Origin of the sequence: Actinoplanes sp. NPDC089786 (genome assembly GCF_040684855.1) — a bacterium.
Lineage (GTDB): Bacteria > Actinomycetota > Actinomycetes > Mycobacteriales > Micromonosporaceae > Actinoplanes.
This window is the reverse complement of sequence record NZ_JBFBGU010000015.1, coordinates 179,511-196,666: the sequence shown is the minus strand read 5'-3', so window position 1 is coordinate 196,666 and position 17,156 is coordinate 179,511. Positions and strand designations below refer to the sequence as shown.

14 protein-coding genes are annotated in these 17,156 nt (G+C 72.3%); 3 read left to right on the top strand and 11 right to left on the bottom strand.

Annotated elements, in window-relative coordinates:
* Positions 1–158 precede the first annotated feature (158 nt).
* On the top strand, positions 159–305 hold the full coding sequence (locus tag AB0O15_RS32885) for a hypothetical protein (protein ID WP_364326618.1): 147 nt from the start codon (positions 159–161) through the stop codon (positions 303–305).
* On the opposite strand, the gene AB0O15_RS32880 is transcribed toward AB0O15_RS32885, so the two are convergent.
* The gene (locus AB0O15_RS32880) at positions 306–914 is read right to left on the bottom strand and encodes a TetR/AcrR family transcriptional regulator (RefSeq protein WP_364326616.1); all 609 of its coding nucleotides are present in this window, start codon (positions 912–914) and stop codon (positions 306–308) included.
* A gap of 68 nt (positions 915–982) precedes the next feature.
* Between AB0O15_RS32880 and AB0O15_RS32875 the strand changes: the two genes are divergently transcribed.
* Positions 983–1,516, top strand: a complete 534-nt coding sequence (locus AB0O15_RS32875) for a GNAT family N-acetyltransferase (protein ID WP_364326614.1) — start codon at positions 983–985, stop codon at positions 1,514–1,516.
* A 9-nt stretch (positions 1,517–1,525) separates the two neighbouring features.
* Here the strand turns inward: AB0O15_RS32875 and AB0O15_RS32870 are convergent, their stop codons facing one another.
* The 3 genes from AB0O15_RS32870 to AB0O15_RS32860 all read right to left on the bottom strand — a co-directional run bounded on the left by AB0O15_RS32870 (position 1,526) and on the right by AB0O15_RS32860 (position 5,879).
* Positions 1,526–3,820, bottom strand: a complete 2,295-nt coding sequence (locus tag AB0O15_RS32870; protein ID WP_364326611.1) for a bifunctional polysaccharide deacetylase/glycosyltransferase family 2 protein — start codon at positions 3,818–3,820, stop codon at positions 1,526–1,528.
* A gap of 558 nt (positions 3,821–4,378) precedes the next feature.
* Positions 4,379–5,227 (bottom strand): hypothetical protein, encoded by an 849-nt coding sequence (locus AB0O15_RS32865; RefSeq protein ID WP_364326609.1) that lies wholly within the window; start codon positions 5,225–5,227, stop codon positions 4,379–4,381.
* Between the two features lie 34 nt (positions 5,228–5,261).
* Positions 5,262–5,879 (bottom strand): sigma-70 family RNA polymerase sigma factor, encoded by a 618-nt coding sequence (locus tag AB0O15_RS32860; RefSeq protein WP_364326607.1) that lies wholly within the window; start codon positions 5,877–5,879, stop codon positions 5,262–5,264.
* 336 nt (positions 5,880–6,215) lie between these two features.
* On the opposite strand from AB0O15_RS32860, the gene AB0O15_RS32855 reads away from it, so the two are divergent.
* Entirely contained in the window at positions 6,216–7,469 is a 1,254-nt protein-coding gene (locus tag AB0O15_RS32855; RefSeq protein ID WP_364326604.1) for a cellulase family glycosylhydrolase, read from the top strand.
* A 16-nt stretch (positions 7,470–7,485) separates the two neighbouring features.
* On the opposite strand, the gene AB0O15_RS32850 is transcribed toward AB0O15_RS32855, so the two are convergent.
* From AB0O15_RS32850 to AB0O15_RS32820, 7 genes are read right to left on the bottom strand one after another with little or no spacing between them, the layout of a single operon-like run.
* Complete coding sequence (locus AB0O15_RS32850) at positions 7,486–9,054, bottom strand: polysaccharide biosynthesis tyrosine autokinase (protein WP_364326601.1); 1,569 nt, start codon at positions 9,052–9,054, stop codon at positions 7,486–7,488.
* Positions 9,051–10,295, bottom strand: coding sequence for a glycosyltransferase family 4 protein (locus tag AB0O15_RS32845; protein ID WP_364326598.1), 1,245 nt, complete (start codon positions 10,293–10,295; stop codon positions 9,051–9,053). Before AB0O15_RS32845 ends, AB0O15_RS32850 begins: the two co-directional genes overlap by 4 nt.
* Positions 10,292–13,426 (bottom strand): lipid II flippase MurJ, encoded by a 3,135-nt coding sequence (locus AB0O15_RS32840; RefSeq protein WP_364326595.1) that lies wholly within the window; start codon positions 13,424–13,426, stop codon positions 10,292–10,294. The genes AB0O15_RS32845 and AB0O15_RS32840 overlap by 4 nt, the downstream gene beginning before the upstream one ends.
* A 2-nt stretch (positions 13,427–13,428) precedes the next feature.
* Entirely contained in the window at positions 13,429–14,043 is a 615-nt protein-coding gene (locus AB0O15_RS32835; RefSeq protein WP_364326592.1) for a sugar transferase, read from the bottom strand.
* Complete coding sequence (locus AB0O15_RS32830) at positions 14,040–14,669, bottom strand: DapH/DapD/GlmU-related protein (RefSeq protein ID WP_364326589.1); 630 nt, start codon at positions 14,667–14,669, stop codon at positions 14,040–14,042. Before AB0O15_RS32830 ends, AB0O15_RS32835 begins: the two co-directional genes overlap by 4 nt.
* On the bottom strand, positions 14,666–15,811 hold the full coding sequence (locus tag AB0O15_RS32825; protein ID WP_364326587.1) for a DegT/DnrJ/EryC1/StrS family aminotransferase: 1,146 nt from the start codon (positions 15,809–15,811) through the stop codon (positions 14,666–14,668). Before AB0O15_RS32825 ends, AB0O15_RS32830 begins: the two co-directional genes overlap by 4 nt.
* Before the next feature lie 45 nt (positions 15,812–15,856).
* A complete protein-coding gene (locus AB0O15_RS32820) occupies positions 15,857–17,002 on the bottom strand; it encodes a Gfo/Idh/MocA family oxidoreductase (protein WP_364326585.1) in 1,146 nt (381 codons plus the stop codon).
* Positions 17,003–17,156 lie beyond the last annotated feature (154 nt).

Sequence of the window (17,156 nt, the reverse complement as noted above, 5' to 3'; positions counted from 1 at the left end):
GGCACTGCCGCTGCCCCTCAGCGGCGGCACCAGGGCGCCACCGCACCCACTCGACGACCCAGCACCTCACCCTGCAAGAACTGACCTGGCCACCTCGAGCCGCTGGTCATCGAGGGCGTGCAGTTCGGTGGCGCGCTGATGACCACCACTGAGGTGGAATGCGGCGGCAGTACACGGGCACCGCCGGGCGGATCGAGAACAGCCAGGTCGAAGTGTTCCTGGGCTATGCCGCCTCGGGCGGGAACACGCTGATCGACCGGCGATGCCACTACAGAGGTCGCCTTAACCTCGGCCTTCAGCTTTGATCACGAACGGCCGCTACCGGAGCAGCCGAGGCCGTAGGCCACTAAGGCGGCGTCGAGCATGCGTTCCTGCTGATCCGCCGGGTAGGCAGCGGGATCCGCGGCGGCGAGAGCCGCGACACCCTCGGTCATGGCGATCAGCCCCAGGGCGACCGCGCCGACCTGATCGACCGGCCAGTCCGGGGCAGCCGCGGCGACCAGCCGCTCGACCCGTTGCCGCCACGCTCGGTTGTTGCGGCGGTGCATGCCGATCAGTTCGGCGTCCGCCACTGCCGCAGCCAGGAAGCCCAACCAGACGATGCTCCAGTTGGTCGTCTCCGGATCGATCGCCATGCCCTGGCGGAGGACCGCGCCCAGCGCTGCCCGCGGCGAGGTGGCCGCGGCCTCGAGTTCCTCGACCCGCTGCCGGGTGGTGTCGTGCAGCAGTTGCCGGGCGTGCAGCAGCAGCGCTCGGCGATTCGGGAAGCGGTGCATAACCAGGCCCGTCGTGCAGCCGGCCGCCGCGGCGACCGCGCGCACTGTCAGCTTTTCCAGGCCCTGGTGCGCGAGCACGGCCCAGACCGCGCGCGACAGCGCCTCGCCCTGGGCCGAGCGGTCCGCAGGCAGTGACACGACCCTCACCTCCATGCTCGTAACGAATGTTACCGTAACGTTTGTTACCGAGGCAGGTGAGGAGCGGCATGACCTGGATCATCGCGCAGCGGCCGTGGACCGACCCGGTGGGCGAGGCGTTACGCGTGGCGCAGAAAGCCGAACTCGACCTCCGCTACGGCACCGACGACCATGAGCCCGGCACGCCGCCGACGGCCGACAACATCGACCTGTTCCTGGTCGCGGTCGACGAAGCCACCGGCCAACCGCTCGGCTGCGCCGCGCTGCGCCGCCTCGGCCCGGTCACCGTCGAGGTGAAGCGGATGTACGTGGTACCGAAGAGCCGCGGCTCGGGGGTGGCGACCGACTTGCTCCGAGAGCTGGAGGAGGCCGCACGGGAGCGCGGTTGGACGACCATCCGGCTGGAGACCGGCCCGGGCCAGCCGGACGCGATGCGCTTCTACGAGCGCGAGGGCTACCGCGAGATCCCGCTGTTCGGCGCGTACGTGGGCTCCGACCACTCGGTCTGCTACGAACGCGTCCTGCCTGACGAATCACCCCGCCGCAGCCCACAGCGCGGCTCCGCTCACGCGGTGGCCGCCCCTGCATCCACCCGGCCCTGACCGACCCGGTCAGTTGTCCGGCCACCGCCGGTTGGGCCGGCGCCCCGCGGCCCGGATGTCGTCGAAGCGCCGGTCGGCCGCCGGCGAGTGCGGTGGCCGGCTGTGTGACGCCATCGAGTGCCGGAGGTTCGTTCTGCCGGGGACTCGGCCGTGCTGCGTGGCGCAGGCGTTCGCGGGCGCGTAGCGGATCGCGTTGTGCGCGTGGGCGGTGGCGGCGCCCGTGCGGACCATGGTGTGCCACCGCAAGCGGCTGCCCCCGAGCGCCATGACGGTGGCCTGGCACACGACGAGGTACATGAGTTGGCGGTAGACGATCTGCTGCAGGGGAAGGCTCCACAGCGGTCCGTACCGTTCGCCGTCGAGGCGTAACGCGTAGGCGGCCGTGGCGACCTGCAGCGCGGTGAAGCCGAGCCAGACGGCCGCGACCTTGGCCGGGGGGAGAAATATCAGGCCGTAGACGGCATAGATGTCGACGACGGGAGCGGTGAGCGGGAGAAGAACCTGGAACAACAGGAGGTAGACGAGCCCGCGGCGGCCGAGCCGACCGGCGGCGCCGCGCTGGGTCAGCGCGCGGCGGTGCTTCCACATCGCCTGCATCGTGCCGTAGCACCAGCGGTATCGCTGGCGCCACAGCTGCCGTAGCGAGGTGGGCGCCTCGGTCCAGGCGACGGCGCCCGGTTCGTGGACCACTCGCCAGTCGGCGCGGATGACGGCCATGGTGAAATCGGTGTCCTCGGCCAGCGTCTGCGCCGAGACTCCGTCGACGTCCTGGATCGCCGATCGCCGGAAGGCGCCGATGGCACCGGGCACGGTGGGCATGCAGCGGCCGAGGTCGAACATGCGGCGGTCCAGGTTGAACCCGATCACGTACTCCAGGTGCTGCCAGCGCCCCAGCAACCCGGTGCGGTTGGCGACCTTGGCGTTGCCGGAGACCGCGCCTACCGCCGGGTCCCGCATCTGCTGCAGCAGCCGGCCGACGGCATCGATCTCGAAGACGGTGTCGCCGTCGACCAGGACCAGGAGATCGTGCCGGGCATAGCGGATGCCGGCGTTGAGGGCGGCCGGCTTGCCGGCGTTGGCCTGGCGGAGGACGAAGACGCCGGGCAGGCCGAGAGCTTCGACGATGTCGGCCGTGCCGTCGGTGGACCCGTCGTCGACGACGATCACCTCCAGCCGCGGGTAGTCGTTCAGGGCGAGTGACCGGACCGTCGCGGCGATGTTGGCGGCCTCGTTGTAGGCGGGGACGATCACCGAGACCGGGCCGAGGTACGTCAGCGGCGCCGCGTGCAGACGCCGGATGCGACGCCGGTGGATCTCGGCGCAGACGACCTGGACCAGCAGCCGCAGCCCGGCCAGGACGACGGCGAGGATCATCAGGACGGTCATGATCCGGGCGAGCCCGGCGCCGCCGAGCTGGGCGATGCGCAGAGCCTGACCACGCCATCGCTGTTCCGGGGCGGCCCGGGGTGCGCCGGGCAGGCCGAGTGCCTCGGAGACGGTGACGAACCGGTACCCCTGGGCCTGCAGACGGGGCAGGAGGAGCGTCAGGGCGCGTACGGTCTGGGATCGGTCACCGCCGGAGTCGTGCATCATCACCACCCCGCCGGCGCGTGACGCGGGCCGGACGGCGGCCGCGACGGCTTCGGCGCCGGGGCTGCGCCAGTCCTGGGTGTCGAAGTCGGACAGCACGACGAGGTGCCCGGACTCGCCGACCTGGCGGAGAGAGGCGAAGTCCGCGCGGGTGATCGCGCTCGGTGTGGAGGAGTAGGGCGGTCGCATCAGCTGCGGCCGCCGGCCGGTCGCCGCGGCGACGGCGTTGTCCGTCAGGGTCAGTTCCGCCGCGAGCCGCCACGCCGGCGTGGCGGCGATGTCCACGTGGCTGAAGGTGTGCGAACCGATCTCGTGTCCCTCGGCGAGCACCCGGCGAGAGAGGCCGGGGTACTGATTCACCCGGGACCCGACCTGGAAGAACGTGGCGTGCGCCCGGTGCCGGGCCAGGACGTCGAGGATCCGCGGCGTCCAGACCGGGTCCGGGCCGTCGTCGAAGGTGAGCGCGATCGTTCTCGGCGGCATCCGGCGGCTGCTCACCGCCGCCTCGGGTCCGACGCGCAGGACCGCCGCGGCGCTGGTCACCGCGGCCGGAGCCGCCTCGGGGTTCGCCGGGCGCGGCGCGGCGCCCGAGTGTTCCGAGCCGGCGTGCGAGACGTACCCGTTGAAGCAGAGCTCGCCCAGCACGACGAGCAAGAAGGCCGCCATCAGCACCCAGTGCGCGCGTGGCTCGCGCCGGAGCACCCGCTTGCCCACGTTCAGCGCTTCTTCGACGAGTTCGGGTTCGGCGCGTGGCTGGGTCTGCGCCCGTTGTTCTTCGCCGTCGCCGAGGCGCCGACCGAGGGTGCCGGTGCGACCGCGGCGGGCGGCGATGGGGTCGGCGCCGCGCTGGTTGTCGCGCTGCCGGTCCCAGGACTCGAGGTGGCCGGCCTGAGTGGTTCGGTTCCGGTGTTCCGCGGTTGGGGCCGCGTGGGGGCGAGGGTACGCGACGGCGAGGGCTCTGGCCCTCGATCGCGCACCCTGCCCGCGGCGGCATCCGGCCATCCCGGCGCCGAAGCGGGCCCGGCGCCGGTGAACCCGGCGACGAACGCCAGGACGACGAAGGCGAGCACGAGTCCGCCCACGGAACCAGCGATCGTGATCAGCTGGCGGCGGCGTCCGGTGCGGTCCACGAAGACCGGGTCAACACCGCGTTTTCTCTCCACGTCAGTCCTTGCCTGTCTGTCGGAACTGGTCGGTGGCGCGCGCCATCGGATCCCGGCCCGGCGCGGCTGGACGCCGCACCGGACCGGAACCCACTCGGGGGAGGGGGAGTTACTTGGGCGGCCCGGCTCTGCCGTGGTTGCCCTTGTCTTTCGGGCCGCCGTTGCCGTTGCCGTTCTGGTTCCCGTTCCCGTTCCCGTTGCCGTTGCCGTTGCCGTTGCCGTTCTGGTTCCCGTTCCCATTGCCGTTCCCGTTGCCGGGGTGTGCCGGGCCGGCAGTGGCGCTCGGGGCCGGATCGGCCGAGGAGGCGGTGAGGTGCGGGGCGCAGAAGGCGGCGATGTTCGCCGCGCCGCCGGCCAGGGCGGCAAGCGTGCGGCGGGACTCGGCCGTCATCGGTTTGCCGTGCTTGGTGCCGCGGGTGGCCTGCCAGGCACGGCACAGCCCGCGTTCCTTCGGCGCGACCGGCTCGGAGCTGTTCTCCCCGCGCACGGGTGGGGTCGGGGCCGGGTCCGACGATCGGGTGGGTTCGGGGGTCGCGGAACTGCTGGGTGGCGCCTCGGCCAGCGAGGCACCCGGCGGCGGGACACCCAGCGCGGAGAACCACCCGTGCGCCTGTTGTTGGGCGGCACGCGGAAGAGCGCCCCTCTCGGCGGCAACCGCGGTGCCGCCGACCGCCAGGACGACCACGCCGGCCGCCACCTTCATCGTGGCCGCCCTGGCGAGCGACAGTATGCGTACACGGCTACTCCTCTTCAGCGTTGCGGTCGGCACGGCACCGCGTTGCGCCGCCACGAACGCCGCCACCGCCGCTCGTTCGCCCGCCAGCTCCCGCGACGAGGCAGGGGCCCGCATGGCGTCGAGCAGCGCGGCCAGCTCCTGCTGGCCGGGACCGGGAGAGCCACCGGCGAGTAACCGGTCGAGGTCCGCGGTGCTGATCCGAGGATTTCGTCGTCTGCGCATCGCACCATGAAGAGCGTCGAGGAGGTCCACAGCGTTACACCTCGCCCGGCCGGGCCTGGCCGGAAGCGGGGTCGATCGCTCCGCGCGACCGGTCCGGCTGCGGACTCCGTTCCTGAACCGCGGACATCGAGGCAAGTTTCCGCAGGCCACGCATCGTTGCCACGCGCACGGCGCCGGGACGTTTGCCCAGCACCCGCGCGGTGCTGGCGACGTCCAGTCCGGCCACGACCCGCAACATGACGGTCTCCGCCTGATCCCGCGGCAGGGTGGCGACCAGCCGCAGGGCCCATGCGGTGTCCGCCTGCTCGAGCGCGTCGGAGGCGGCGTCCCGGGCGGCGGGCATCTGGCCGGCGAAGGAGTCGGTGGGCTCCTCCGGCCGCCGGGCCGCCGAGCGCCGGTTGTCGATCGCGCGGTGACGGGCAATCCGGAACAGCCACGCCCGGAAGCCGGCCGGGTCACCGTCGAAGCGCTCCAGGTCGCGCGCGGCCTGCAACCACGTCTCGGAGGCGACATCCTCGGCCGCGTCGCCGACCGCGACGCGCAGGTACCGCAGCAGGGCGGGCTGCAGCGAGCGCCACAGGATGGCGAAGCCCGCCTCGTCCCCGCCGGCCGCGGCGATCAACGCCCGGGCGAGTTCGTCGTCACCTGACACGCTGAATCCTCGACCCCTTGAACACGCGGACCCTGTTGCGACCGGCAGGGCCAGGACGGTACACCTGCTTCCGGCCGCAGCCGAGGGGGCTAAGCCCGCAGGGCTGGTCAGACGACCATCGATCACCCGGTCGGGTCATCCGGGTCCGGTGAAGCGGACGTTCAGCGGCGGCCGCCGGCCGAGCGGGATCATCGCACCCGCACGCCGGCCCGGAAACGGCGTTCACCACGGTCAGCGCCCGCAGATCGGTCAGCGGATCGCCGGCCCGCCCTGTCCCGGCGAAACAGCCGAGCAACCGATACTCCTTGCCCCCCGCGGGGAGGCACAGTACGGGACGTGAACCGCCGGTCGCCGCGTCTTGCTCTGGCCGTCGCCGTGGTGGTGACGGCGGCGGCGTGCGGCCACGCGGCTCCCGACCCGGCGCCGTCACCGACCGCCGCCCCGCCGTCGCCGGCCGAAACTCTGCCATCGTCGAGCGCTGCGCCGTCACCGCTGGTCACCGCGATGCCATCGCGAGGCGGGGCTCCGGCCGGCGGTCCGGCGACCCGGATCGCGGTGGCCGGGAACCAGTTCGTCGACGGCCGTGGCCGGCCGGTGCGACTGCGCGGCTTCAACCATGCCGGGGCCGAGTACTCGTGCGTCGAGGGCACCGGCGTGTTCGACACCCCGGACGGGGCGGCCCCCTCGGTCGCGGTGGTCAAGGCGATGCGCGGCTGGCGCGGCGCGGGCGCGGTGCGCGTACCGCTCAACGAGCAGTGCTGGCTCGGTCTGCCCTCGGTGCCCGCGGAATACGCCGGGGAACCCTATCGTCGCGCGATTCGCACGTTCGTCACCAGGCTCAACGCGCAGGGCTTCACCGCCGTCCTCGACCTGCACCGCAGCGCTCCCGGCGACGCCGTGCCGCACGAGCAGGAGCAGATGCCCGACCGCGACCACAGCATCGACTTCTGGCGGTCGGTCGCTGCGACGTTCACCTCCGGCGCCGTCGTGTTCGACCTCTTCAACGAGCCTTTTCCGTACGCCGAGCCGGACACCGACCGGGCCTGGGCCTGCTGGCGGGCCGGCGGGTGCACGCTCACCTCCACCAATTCCGGCGAGCCGTACGTCGCCGCGGGCATGAGCGAGCTGGTCGCCGCGGTCCGGGGCACCGGCTCCCGGACCGTCGTCCTGGCCGGCGGGATCTACTGGGCCGAGGGCATGACCCGATGGCTGCGCTATCGCCCGGCCGATCCGCTGGGTCAGCTCGCCGCCTCGTTTCACGCGTACTCGTTCAACGAGTGCGCGGACGTCCGCTGCTATGACCGTGACCTGGCACCCATCGCCGCGGCGGTGCCGTTGTTCGTGAGCGAGATCGGCCCGCGGCTGGCGGTCGCGCCCGGCGCCGACGTCGACGAGTCGTGTCCCGCGTCGGTCATGCGCCCGGGCGGCTTCGCCACGGCCACGTTCGACTGGCTGGATCGGCACGGCGCCAGCTACACGCCGTGGAGCTGGAACCCGTGGGGCGATTGCTGGTCGCTGGTGCGAGGCTGGGACGGCGAGCCGACGGCGGTGTGGGGTGATCAGGTACGGCGCCGGCTCGCCGCGGGCTGAGGGAGGCGAGGGCCGGTCAGGTACGGCGTTCCATTTCGCCGCGCCGGCGCGGAAGGCGCGGTTCGTCCGGCGGCGTCAGTGGAGCGGCCGCCGCCGACGTGTAGAGCGTCGAGGCCGGGCCGGGGGATACCGGAACGGTTGTCGGCGCGGCCGCGCCGTTGCGGGCGGCGCCGCGTCCCGGCTCCGCGGCGACGGCCGGAAGCACGGCCGTGGCGTCGGTCTGCGCCCGCACGACGGGAGTGTGCTCGCGTCCGCGCGGGGTGAGGCCACCGGCACTCTTAGGCGCGTTCAGCAGTACGCCGCTGATGTTGCCGTCGACCACCTCGGCCAGCTCCGCGAGCGCACGGACGACGTGTCCCCGGGTGGTTCGCCGGTAGTCGCCGACCAGGAGGACGTGGTCGCTCACCGCGGCAAGCGCGATGCCGTCCGAGACGCTGAGCACCGGGCCGGAATCGAGCACGACGATGTCGCAGAGCTGGTGCAGGCCGCGCAGGGTCCGGTCCAGCCGTGAGCCCTCCAGCAGGTCCGCCGCGGCGCCGGCGGCGGGGCCGGCCGTGACCAGGCGCAGACGCGGCACCGGGCCGGCTTGCACCACGTCCGCCGGGGCCGCGTCGCCGGCCAGGATGGTGGTCAGCCCGGCGCCGTTGGCCATGTCGAACACCGTGTGCAGGCCCGGCCGGCGCAGATCGGCGTCGACGAGGATCACCGTACGACCGGCCATCGCCAGCGCCGCGGCCAGGTTCGCCGCGGTCGTGGTCCGGCCTTCCCCGTCGTCCGCGCTGGTCACCAGGATCGTTCTGTCCCGCTCGCTCAGCAGCGGCTGAAGCCGGGACCGCAGGTAACGGTAGGCCTCGGCGGCCGGTGACTCCGGCGCGCGCAACGTCACCGGCGACGGCGAACCGCCCCGGCGCCCGCGCACTCGCGGAACGGTCGCCAGCACGGTTGCCCGGGCGACTCGTTCGAAGTCGGCGCGGCCGCGGATCCGGTCGTCGAGCCGGTCGCGGATCAGTGCGCTGCCCACGCCGAGCACCAGCCCGGCGACCAGCCCGATGGCGAGGTCGATCCAGACCGGACGGGAGACCGGGCCGTCCGGGAGCCCGGCCGGCGTGACGAGCGTGGCATGCTGGGTCGACGTGGTCGCGACGGGGGTCTTCGCGGTGCCGGCCGGCTCTTTCGCCTCGCCCGCGTTGCGATAGGCGACGTACGCCTCGGCCAGCGCCCCGGCACGCTGCCGTGCGATCGCCGCTTCCGTGCTCGTGTACGCGAAGGTCAGCACGTTCGCGTCCGGCGCGACGCTGATCGTGAGTCCGGTCAGCAGCACGCCCGGGTCGACGCCCAGCGACCACGCGGCCGGGTCGACGACCACGCCGGAGCTGGCCAGCTCCTTCTCGGTGCCCATGTCCGGCGGCACCGGCGTGGTGTTGGACCGGACCCGTGCCTCGACGACGACGACGGCCGTGGACCGGTACTCCACCGGCGCGGTCCGGCTCGCGCCGAACGCGGCCGCCATCACCACCGCCGTCACCAGGACGATCCACGGGCCGTACACGCGCAACAGCCGCCCCGGACCTCCGTTGACACTCATTCTCGGATACCTCCCGCACCCATGTCGCTGCCGGCCTCCACCGACCGGTGTGCCGGCCGCCGCCCGGCGGCGAGTTCCGCGACCATCGCGACATACGGCACCTGCTGGTGGTCCCAGGCCAGCTCCCGCTCCACCGCACGGCGCCCGGCATCGCCCAGGTCGGCGCGCCGATCCGCGTCCAGCAGCAACTCCTCCATCCGCGCCGCGAACGCGACCACGTCGCCGACCGGCGCCAGCGCCGCGGCGTCCGCGCCGATGAGCCGCGTCTCCGCCACGTCGAACGCCACGAACGGCAGGCCGAAGGCCATGTACTCCATCGCCTTGACGGGAGTCACGAATCCCTCGATGTTGGGTTCGATGCCGATGTCCGCGGTGGACAGATATTCCGCGACCTGTTCCCGGGTGGCCCAGCCGGGGAACGTCACCCACGGCTCCAGCCCGCGCTCACGGACCAGGCGTTCGGCGTCCGGAATGGCGTCCCCCACGCCGACGAACGTGAACGCGCAGTCCGTCCGGCCCATCCCGTGCACCAGGTGGCCGATGGCCTCGACGGCGAGGTCGATGCTGTCCTGTGGACCCATCATCCCGATCAGGACGGCGAGATGGCGGCGCCCGCGGCGTAATGCCGGCCGGGGCTCGCCCCGCCGCATCTCGTGCAGCCACGGGCCGTTGCCGACCACGGTCACGCGCGCCGGGCCGATGCCGCCGCGCCGCACCGCGATGTCACGCACCGACGCGTTGACCGCGACGACCCGATCGACCGTCCGCAGACTGGCCCGTTCGAAGCGACCGAGCAGCCGGTACATCAGGCCCTCCCGGCTGCGGTATCGGGCCGCGTACATCTCGGGGGACAGGTCTTTGAAGTCGAAGACGGTCTTCCGGCCGAGCAGCCGCAGCGGCGCGGCGAGCAGGAAGTAGATGTCCGGTGTGCTGGACACCTGCACCACGTCGACGCCGGGGGACAGCAGTGCTCGTACGGTCAGCACCGCGGCCATGACCAGCGAGTAGGAGTACTCCCGCACGAAGCCCTGCTTGGTCGTGCCGTCCGTCGGCGGACGGTAGTCGAGCACACGGATGCCGGGCACGGCGCGGTTCTCCGGGTCCCGCCGGCAGATGACGGTCACCGTCATGCCGGCCCGGACCAGCGCCGCGGCGTGCTTGCGAAGCCTGTGGTCCCGGGCGATCGAGACGTTCTCCACCATCAGCAGGACGCGGATCGGTTTCCTGGTCGGCATGGTCATGTCGCTACCTGTTCTGTGGCGGGAGGGGCGGCTTCTGTGTCGCGCGGCTGGTGTCCGGCGCCGGGCGGCTTGTCGTCGGGTCCGGGCGGCTCGGTGAGCGACCGGAGGATGGCCAGCAGCCCGAACAGCGCGTCGGCGGCGCCGCGGTAGGTCAGGTGCGGGTCGAAGAGCATGAGGACGACGTCCGCCGCGACCGCGGCGCTGACCGCCAGGCCGATCGCGGCCACCGCGCCCGTCGCATGCCGGGCCGCCGCCGTCGCCCGGCGCAGGGACACCACGACCCAGCACAGGTAAGCGCCCAGCAGCGGAACACCGCCGCCCCAGAGCAGCCACGTGTAGCCGCTCTCGATCCAGACCCAGCCGAACTCCTCGTGTGCGGCCGGCACCCGCGCCGACGGCCGCACGCCCAGCAGCCAGTTGCCGTGCGAGCCGAGTTCGGGCCAGAAGTACGTGTTCAGGTTGCGCAACCGGACGATCCAGCTGTCCGGCAGCCCGGAGGCGCTCTGGAACCCGAGCAGTCGCGTCTGGATGACCGGCCACATCACCACCCCGCCGAGCAGCAGCAGCGGTACGGCGTACCCGATCAGCCGGGTGGCGCGGGAGACCACGACGATCATGGCCACCGCGACGAACAGGCCGAGCACGGTGGAGAACTCACCGGCGCCGAGCGTGCCGAACAGGCAGATCAAGATGACGCCGCCGAGCAGCACGCGATGCCGTGCGCCGCGCAGCAGCAGGCCGACCGCGAGCGCGAGGTTCAGCACGGCCAGGTCGGCGACCGCGGCCGCGAGGGCCAGCGTCGAACTGCCCCGGCCGATCGCCAGCGTCCGCTCGACCCCGAACGGCGCCCACAGCGTGCCCAGCAGCTTCGGCACCCCGAACAGGTCGAGCGACTGCAGCACGCCGAGGACGCTGACGATGCAGGCGGTGGCCATGGAGAGCGCGATGCACCGGTACGCCTGCTTCACGCTGCTGATGCTGAACCGGATGATGAAGTACACGGCAAGGTACTTCCACAGCACGATGGCGTGCTGCAGGTCGTCGGCGGTGATCTCCCGATGCCGGGCCAGCATCATCAGCAGCGGCACGATCGAGCTGAACACGGCAAGGCCGATGAAGGCTCCGTCGAGTGAGTTCATCCTTGGAATCCGGACGCCGCCGGTGCGCACCCGGACGACCCAGCGGACGACAAGGGCGGCGCCGACCAGAACGGCGAGCGCCTCGTTGGGCCGCAGCACCGGCAGCACCGTGCCACGGTCGATGCCGGCGGTCAGCGGCGTCAGGAAGATCAGCAGGTACGCCGCCACGGCCGGGCGGGCGAACACCCAGGCGCCGACGCCGATCGCCCCCAGCGCCATGACCGCCGCGAGCGGGTTGAGTCCGAGCAGCGCCCCGGCTCCCGCCGCGCCGGCCAGCAGGACGAGGTTCGCCGTTGCCCCCGGACCGCGGCCGAGCCGCCGGGCGCGGCGCCGGCGGGGCTTCCCGCCGCCGGCCGTCATCCCCACCTTGTTCCGGGCGGCATCGGTGACCCAGGCCATCTCCGGCGCCCGCAACGCTTTCTGCGCCCCGAAGTAGATCGCGACGCCGATCAGCGCGGCCGCGGCGACGCCGGCCACCGCGCCGGCCCGATCCGCGACGAATCCGGCCACCAGGTGCGCGGGCAATGCCATCAGGACCGCGACGCCGAGAATGCGCAGCACCGGCCGGCCCAGTGACTCGGTCCCGCCGCCGAGGCCGCGCAGGAGCGCCACGACGAGATATCCGGCGCTGATCAGCGCGCCGGCCGACATCGACAGGCCGAGCACGGCGAGTACGGCCGGCCCGTCCACGGCCGGCGCGAGGCTCGCTCCGGCCAGGCAGACGCCGAGCTGCAGCAGCATCGCGCGCATCGGCGTGCGGGTGTCCTCGCGGGCCAGGCAGGCGTAGGTCGCCACCAGGAACGCGGTTTCCCCGCCGATGCCGAGCGCCAGCGTGCCGAGCGCCGTGGTGATCAGCGTGGTGCCCGCGTCGGTGTCGAATCCACCGAAGGCGACGGCCTGAGCGATCGGGCCGGCGATGGCGAGGTATCCGGCGGCCGCCGGCACGGCGAGGAAGAGCGCGAAGACGAGCCCGCGGACGAACGTGTCGCGGAACGCCGGCGCATCCCTGGCCGCCCGCATCCGGGACAGCCGGGGAGCGAGCGCGAGCGCCACCGGCGTCGCGCCGAGCGCGATCGGCAGGAAATAGAAGTTGAGCGCCAGCTGGAAGGCGACAACGCCGCCGGCCACCCGGTTCGCGAGGATCAGCAGGATGAGCAGCTGCGCCGCGGCCAGGGCGGCCTGAGCCAGCGACGGGAGCGCCCGGCGGAGCACCCGGCGCACTTCGGCGTCCCGCCAGCCGGCCCGCGGCCGCAGCCGTACGCCGGCCCGGCGTGCGCCGTACCACTGCAGCGCGGCGTGTGCGCCGACCGCGCCGGTGGTACCCAGGCCGAGCAGGACCAGCGCGCTCACCGGTGCGTCCGGGCGGCCACCGAGGCCGGGATGGATCGCCGCCACCAACCCGAGCACCACGATCGTCCCGATGTTCTCCAGCGCGGGCGCGGCGGCGGCGAGCGCGAACCTGCCGTGCGCGTTCATGGCGGCGCCGGCGGTCGCCACCAGGCCGTACAGCGGGATCTGGGGGAGCAGCATGAGGACCAGCAGGATCCCGTCCCGGGCCGGTCCGCCCGCGCCCGGCGTGGCCGCCGCGAGGGCCAGCGGCGCGGCGAGAACCGCGAGCGGGGTGAGCACGGCGGAGCCCAGCGCGATGATGCCGAGATATCCGCCGGCGACCCGCTCCGCCGCGCGCCGGTCGCCGGTGTCCACGTGCCGGACCAGCGCCGGGATCACCAGGGACGACAGCATCGACCCGCCGAGCAGACCGTAGAAGACCAGGTTCGGCAGCGAGTTGGTGAACTGGTAGGTGTTCGCGAACAGCGTGGCGCCCAGGACGGCCGCGATGACGACGCCGCGGACCACGCCGGTGATCCGGCTGATCGCCGTCCACACCGCGACGGTCATCGAGTCGCCGACGGCGGCCGCCGGCGACTCGTGGGCCAGGGCCGGTTCCGCCGCCAGGATCGGCAGGTCGTCGTCGGGGCGGACCGGTGTCACGGTCACGCCGTACCGCGCCTGAGCTGGGCGGGGAGGGTACGGGCGAGGATGGTGAGGTCGAGCCACAAGCTTTGCCGGTGTACGTACTCGACGTCGAGGGCCAGCGCCTGGTTCATCGTGAGGGCATTACGCCCGCTCACCTGCCACAGCCCGGTCAGGCCGGGCCGGGTCCCGAAGCGGGCCCGCGCCTCGGGGGCGAACAGCTCTGCCTCCCAGGCCAGCACGGGGCGCGGCCCGACCAGCGACATCTCGCCGCGGACCACGTTCACAAGCTGGGGGAGCTCGTCCAGGCTGGTCCTGCGCAGCCACTTGCCCAGCGGCGTGACCCGGGGATCGCCGGCCAGCTTGTAGAGGCCGTTCGTGGCCACGGCCGGGCCGCCCTCGCCGGTGAGCATCCGCCGCACGTAGGCGCGATGGATGTCGTCCCCCGCTCCGGTCGACATCGAGCGGAACTTGTACATGACGAACGGCCGTTCGTCGCGGCCGAGCCGCTCCTGACAGAACACCGCCGGACCGGGCGACGACAGCCGGACCGCCAGCCAGATCACCGCCAGCAGGGGAGACAGCACGACGAGACCGCATACGGCCAGAAGCATGTCGAAAGCACGCTTGATCATGAGGAGGCCTCGGCGGTCATGGTCGCGACCCGGGCCTCGATGCCGGGCAGGTCCGCGACGCGGCGACGGGGCACCGCCGGGTTGCCGTACGCGACCATGCCGGGTGGAATGTTCCGGGTCACCACCGAGCCGGAGCCGATCATCGCGCCCGCCCCGATCCGGACGAACGGCAGGATCGTCACGTTGACGCCGATCTGGGCACCGGCCCCGATGTGCGGGCCGGTCATCAGCTTCGCGGACCGCTCGTCCCCGGGATACAGATCGTTGGCGATGGTCACGCCGGGCGCCAGGAACGCGTCGTCCTCGAGAAGGGTGAACTGCGCGATGTAGCAGTTCGCGTGGATCTTCACCCGGTCGCCGATCCGGCAGCCGTAGTCAACCACCGAGTTGCTCCAGATGTTCACCCGCGCACCGATCACACAGTCCTCGCGCACCACCACGCCGTGGCCGGTCTCGAAATCCGGGCCGATCCGGCTCGAGTCGTAGAGGACGGTGCCGCTGCGCAGCCGTGCCCCCGTTCCCAGCACGAGCGGGCGGTCGGGGCGACGGCTCACCGGATATCCGATGATCACACCCTCGTCGGCGGTCCAGCCCCGTGCCTCGGGGCGCTGCCGGGGGGAGGTCACGAGACCGGTCCGTCCGGAGCCGGGACCGCCGCGAGGGATTCCTCCAGCGCCTCGCAGACCCGATCGACCTGATTCCGGGTCAGATGCGGGAACAACGGCAGCGAGAGCAGCTCGCCGGCGGCCTGCTCGCAGACCGGCAGCGCTCCGGTCGCATAGCGGCGCAGCGGCGGCTGGACATGACAGGGCACCGGGTAGTGCACCCCCGTCTGCACGCCACGCTCCGCCATTGCGGTCCGGATCCGGTCCCGGTCCGGCACCCGGATCACCATGAGGTGATAGACGTGCCGCGCCTGCGGTGCCGACTCGACCAGCCGGACGCCGGAGCCGGCGAGCCGCTTGCGGTACCGGTGGGCGAGCGCGATACGCGCTTCGGTCCAGCGCTCGTTGCGGGCCAGCTTGGCCGTCAGGGCGATAGCCTGCAACGTGTCGAGCCGGCTGTTCGTGCCGACGTACCGGTGCTCGTAGTGCGCCGCCCCGCCGCTGCGCCCGTGGTTGGCCAGGCTTCGTATCCGGTCCGCGAGTTCGGGGTCGGAGGTGACCACCGCGCCGGCGTCGCCGAAGGCGCCCAGGTTCTTGCCGGGGTAGAAGCTGAAACACCCGGCGACGCCGAACGAGCCGGCCCGCCGGTCCGCCCATTCGCCGCCGTGCGCCTGGGCGGCGTCCTCGATCAGGTGAATCCCGGCCTGCCCGGCGACGGCCCGCAAGCCGTCCATGTCCGGCATGTTGCCGTACAGATGGACCACCATGACCGCGCGGGTGCGCGGCGTGATCGCGGCGGCCAGGATCTCCGGCGTGATCAGGAGGGTGTCGGCGCAGACGTCGACGAACACGGGGCTGGCGCCCGCCCGGACGACCGCCGCGGCGGTCGCGATGAACGTGTTCGACGGGATGACGACCTCGTCGCCCTCGCCGACACCGAGGGCCTGCAACGTGAGTTGAAGGGCGTCGGTGCCGTTGGCGACGCCCACGGCGTGGCTGGAGTCGCAGTAGCGGGCGAACTCCTCCTCGAACGCCGCGACCGCCGGGCCGCCGATATAGCGGCCCTGCAGAAGGGCCTCGGTGAACGCGGTTTCGACCTCGGGCCACACCTCGCGGGCCATCATGCTCAGGTCGGTGAACGGAACTTCGATGAAGGGTGGCATGGGTTCCTCGCTGGAGTCGAAGTCGACGTCAAGGAGTGGCGCGGATCAGACCGCGGTGGCGGTGGTAGCGCGCCGCGGAGCCGGGATGAGACCCGGACGCGGCCCCCGCGGCTCCTCGGCGATCTCCCTCAGCAGGACCTTGCGGTCCTCGGCCAGGGACAGCTGCGCCGCCTGGATGACCTCGACGACGGCCAGGCCGTTGGCGCCGTCGGTCCGTGGGCGGGCCCCGGTCGTCAAGCACTCGACGAAGTGTCTCGCCTGCACCGCGAGAGGTTCCTCGAACGCCACGACCGGAGACGTGACCGCGCCGTGGTGGTAGCTGATTCCTTCGGCGGACCCGTTGCCGGGCGCTCCGCGCAGCGCCGCCTTGTCGTGGATGCGGACCCGCTCCTCGACGTTCGTGTCGTCGTAGACCGCCATCTTCTTCGAGCCGACCGCGGTGATCAGGCGCACCTTGCGCGGATCGAGCCAGCTGAGATGGATGTGCGCCTGCACGCCGATGTCGTCGTACCCGAGCTTGAGGAAGGCGACGTCCTCGAAGATCGGGTCGACGTGGTGAGAACCCCAGGCCTGCACGGATGTCGGGGTGGAACCGAGCACGTGGTTGGTGATCGAGATGTCGTGCGGGGCAAGATCGAAGATCACGTTGACGTCGGTCTGGTACAGCCCGAGGTTGAGCCGTGAGCTGTCCATGTAGTACAGATCGCCGAGTTCCTGGGTCTGCACGAGCTCGCGCAGCATCCAGACCGCGCCGTTGTATTCGAACGTGTGGCCGACCATGAGCGTCACGCCCGCAATCTCGGCGGCGGCGATGAGCTCCCGGGCGCCGGCCGCGGTGGTGGCCAGCGGCTTCTCGATCAGCACGTGTTTGCCGGCCCGGATCGCCTCCAGCCCGAGCGGCACGTGGGTCGCCGGCGGTGTCGCGATGACCAGCGCGTCGATGTGCGGCAGCGCGGCCTGCAGCGAGGTGAAGCCGTCGCCGGTGGCCAGCAGATGGGCCATTCCCGACAGCAGAGGGAGTCGTGCGTCGATCGCCACCGCACGGGCGATGCCCGGCGTGGACCGCATCACGCGAAGTTGCTTGGAACCCCAGTAACCCACACCGAGCACGCCGACCCGTACACCAGCCGGCCGCGGCGGCCGGCTCCCGGTTCCGCCGTCCGGACCGGACAACTCCTGATCTGAACCCATCTTCCGCCGCCCTCACCCTATGGGAGCCGCCTCACCGAGGGCGCTCCGTACCGGAGTATTCGAGGCTTTCGTGCCCGGGGTGAAGAGACCTTCCGTTGGATGCAACGTGGGCCATTCGGTCAAACGAAAAGAGGCGACATTTTGGTTTGGGCGG